Below are 2,566 nucleotides of genomic sequence, written 5' to 3'. Positions count from 1 at the left end.
TTTCCTTATTTTAACATACTCAGTTAATTATTTGGTTTACATAATAGATCTTACAGGAAATGCATAAAATTCCGTATGTTAAGTAAAATATAAAAGATGCCGTTAGGCCTCAAGCACCCCTATTCTATATAAGCGTGTTGATGTAAAAAAGACTATCTCTCGATCTTCTCGTCTTTCTTTCAAGAGGTAGTCTTTTTTCTTTTTATAACTGTATACTCTATACATATTTAGTTCACATAATGTTGATTATCGGCACAGAAAAAGAACCTTAATTTAGCTAAATAAGGTTCTTTTTCTCTTATTAAATATTGAGAATTCTAATAAATGTTCCTTTCAAGGACTTTTCTAGAGCATGCTGATTCAATTTATTTGAAAGGCGTAAAAAAGATTTTGAAATCTTTTGGCGAAAATTAAATATTAAATCTATAAAAGAATGGAGGTTGTTGTGATGTTGAAACTGTTTCAATATAACTGGCAAGTTCGTGATGATTGGTTTACATTGTGCGAAGGCATACCGGATGAAGAACTATTAAAAAAACGGGTCGGTGGGTTCGGCAGTATCCTACATACCCTATTTCACATTGTAGATGTAGAATATATGTGGATCTTAGGTTTGCGAGGTGAACCAGTGCCTGAGGAGCCATTGTTTGAGGATTATGCTAGCTTACAAAAAGTGAAAAATCTTTCAGCTCAATACCATGAGAAAGTGAATCCATTTGTGACATCTTGGACAAATGAAATGGATTCTCGAAAACTTTCAGAAACTGATTTCACTAAAGAACCAATTAGCTCTAGAGACGCACCAATCAGGCGCCGAGTCATTGAATGTACACACGGAGAGATCATACGTCATGTCATTGTCCACGAAATCCATCATATTGGCCAGTTATCTATATGGGCACGTGAAATAGGAAAGGAGCCTGTTTCCGCAAATCTGAGAGGAAGAGGGTTATTCGATAATTAGACTGCCTTGGCCAATTTCACAAATGGGTGCTTTTATTGTATGAAAAACCATGAAAAATAGAAAGTTTCTACTTATTGAACTTAAAGGATAAATATATTTTAAAATCTAGTTTAAAAGAAACTTAAATGAGTTTAGAAAATTAAAAAAGTCATAAAAAAAGGAGAATAGTTTTTTGTGACTTTTTGGATATGGGGGAACTATCCTTAGTTTACATAAAATGTATTCTAGGTAGTAAAAAAGCACAACCCCGTTCAGCAGCAACGAGTTTGTGCTTTTTCTTTCAATTTATATATACTTTTAGGACCAGCAAAAATTGATATTAAAACTCCTAATTCCCTCTCATAGGAGTTTTAATATCTTCTTTAAGTAAAAACACTGCATGTCCTTTCTAATCTTATGTTTTATGTAGACTTGAAGACATATAGTTAAGTGATTATAATTAAATTAACTTAACTATTTAGGAGTGGTTGAATGGAGCTCATGCATGCAGTTGATAAATTTTATTACGAATGGATATTGAAAAGTCTTCGTTCTATGAATAAGGAGAATGCCTATAAGGACTTGACTTATAACAGCTTATTGTACTTAGAAATCATCTTATATAATGAAAACTGCACCCCTAGTTTTTTAGCTGATACTCTCCATGTAGCACGTTCTGCGGTAACCGTAAAAGTGAATGAGTTAGTCTCTAAAGGTTTGGTCATTAAAACACCTAGTAAAACAGATAAACGTGTAAGTTACTTAAAGGCCAGCTCTGAAGTAGCTGAAGATTACAAAAGAATAGACAAATCGTTACTAGCTGCTGTAAAAGAAATTGAAGAAACATATAGCCAGGCAGAAATTAAGGCATTCACAGAAATGCTTGAAATTATGCAAAAGCATTATATGGGGGAATATAAGAATGAAAAAAAATGAATGGAGTCACGACGATATATATCTCCAAGAGGTACCTATCGATAAATCTAATCTACGAAGGCTTTTTGACTATGCTTATATAGACTTCCCTTTCCTAAAGGATACTTTTCCTTCAAAGATTGTGAAATCTGCTATAAAAAAAGGGGTGCTACATCCTGTATATCTTACAAACGGATCCGAAGTATATGGATACGCTCTATATCAGAATGTTCCTGAATTAAAATGTATTCATGTTCTGTTTCTTGCTATCCTACCCCCACACCGTTCATCTGGACTAGGTAGTGTTCTTCTTGAACGTTTGAAACAACTATCAGGAAATGGTCTTATCTTAGAAGTTGAAGATCCGGAAACGACGGATAGCGATGCGGAATTGTCTATCCGAACTCGTCGTATTCATTTCTATGAACGAAATGGTTTTCACCTTATCCCTGATGTAAAGCTCAGTCATTTTGGTTATGCTATTCAAATCATGACAGATTTTAATCATCCAAACCAAAATTGGCTTCTATTTCATCGAAAACTATATAACCGAGTTTATCGTATATATGGGGTTCCCTTGTCTACTTTTTCCCTTAAGAAACGATAATAGAATTTAATGAGTAATCACCATACTTGTTAAAAAGTGAACGAGGAGAATAGGAATAGAAGATATCATACAGATATTTTGTTAAGTCGGGTAAGTTAGGG

3 protein-coding genes are annotated in these 2,566 nt (G+C 33.7%); all 3 read left to right on the top strand.

Features of this window, described 5'->3' with window-relative positions:
- Positions 1-448 precede the first annotated feature (448 nt).
- The 3 genes from MOC86_RS26545 to MOC86_RS26535 all read left to right on the top strand — a co-directional run bounded on the left by MOC86_RS26545 (position 449) and on the right by MOC86_RS26535 (position 2,465).
- On the top strand, positions 449-964 hold the full coding sequence (locus MOC86_RS26545) for a DinB family protein (protein ID WP_268586891.1): 516 nt from the start codon (positions 449-451) through the stop codon (positions 962-964).
- 471 nt (positions 965-1,435) lie between these two features.
- Positions 1,436-1,879: a MarR family winged helix-turn-helix transcriptional regulator gene (locus MOC86_RS26540; protein ID WP_268586890.1), complete on the top strand. Its 444-nt coding sequence runs from the start codon at positions 1,436-1,438 to the stop codon at positions 1,877-1,879.
- The gene (locus MOC86_RS26535) at positions 1,866-2,465 is read left to right on the top strand and encodes a GNAT family N-acetyltransferase (protein ID WP_268586889.1); all 600 of its coding nucleotides are present in this window, start codon (positions 1,866-1,868) and stop codon (positions 2,463-2,465) included. The genes MOC86_RS26540 and MOC86_RS26535 overlap by 14 nt, the downstream gene beginning before the upstream one ends.
- Positions 2,466-2,566: the final 101 nt, after the last annotated feature.

Source organism: Priestia endophytica, from assembly GCF_026790145.1.
In the GTDB taxonomy this organism is placed as follows: Bacteria; Bacillota; Bacilli; order Bacillales; family Bacillaceae_H; genus Bacillus_I; species Bacillus_I endophytica_A.
This window is presented reverse-complemented; position numbering and strand designations above follow the sequence as displayed.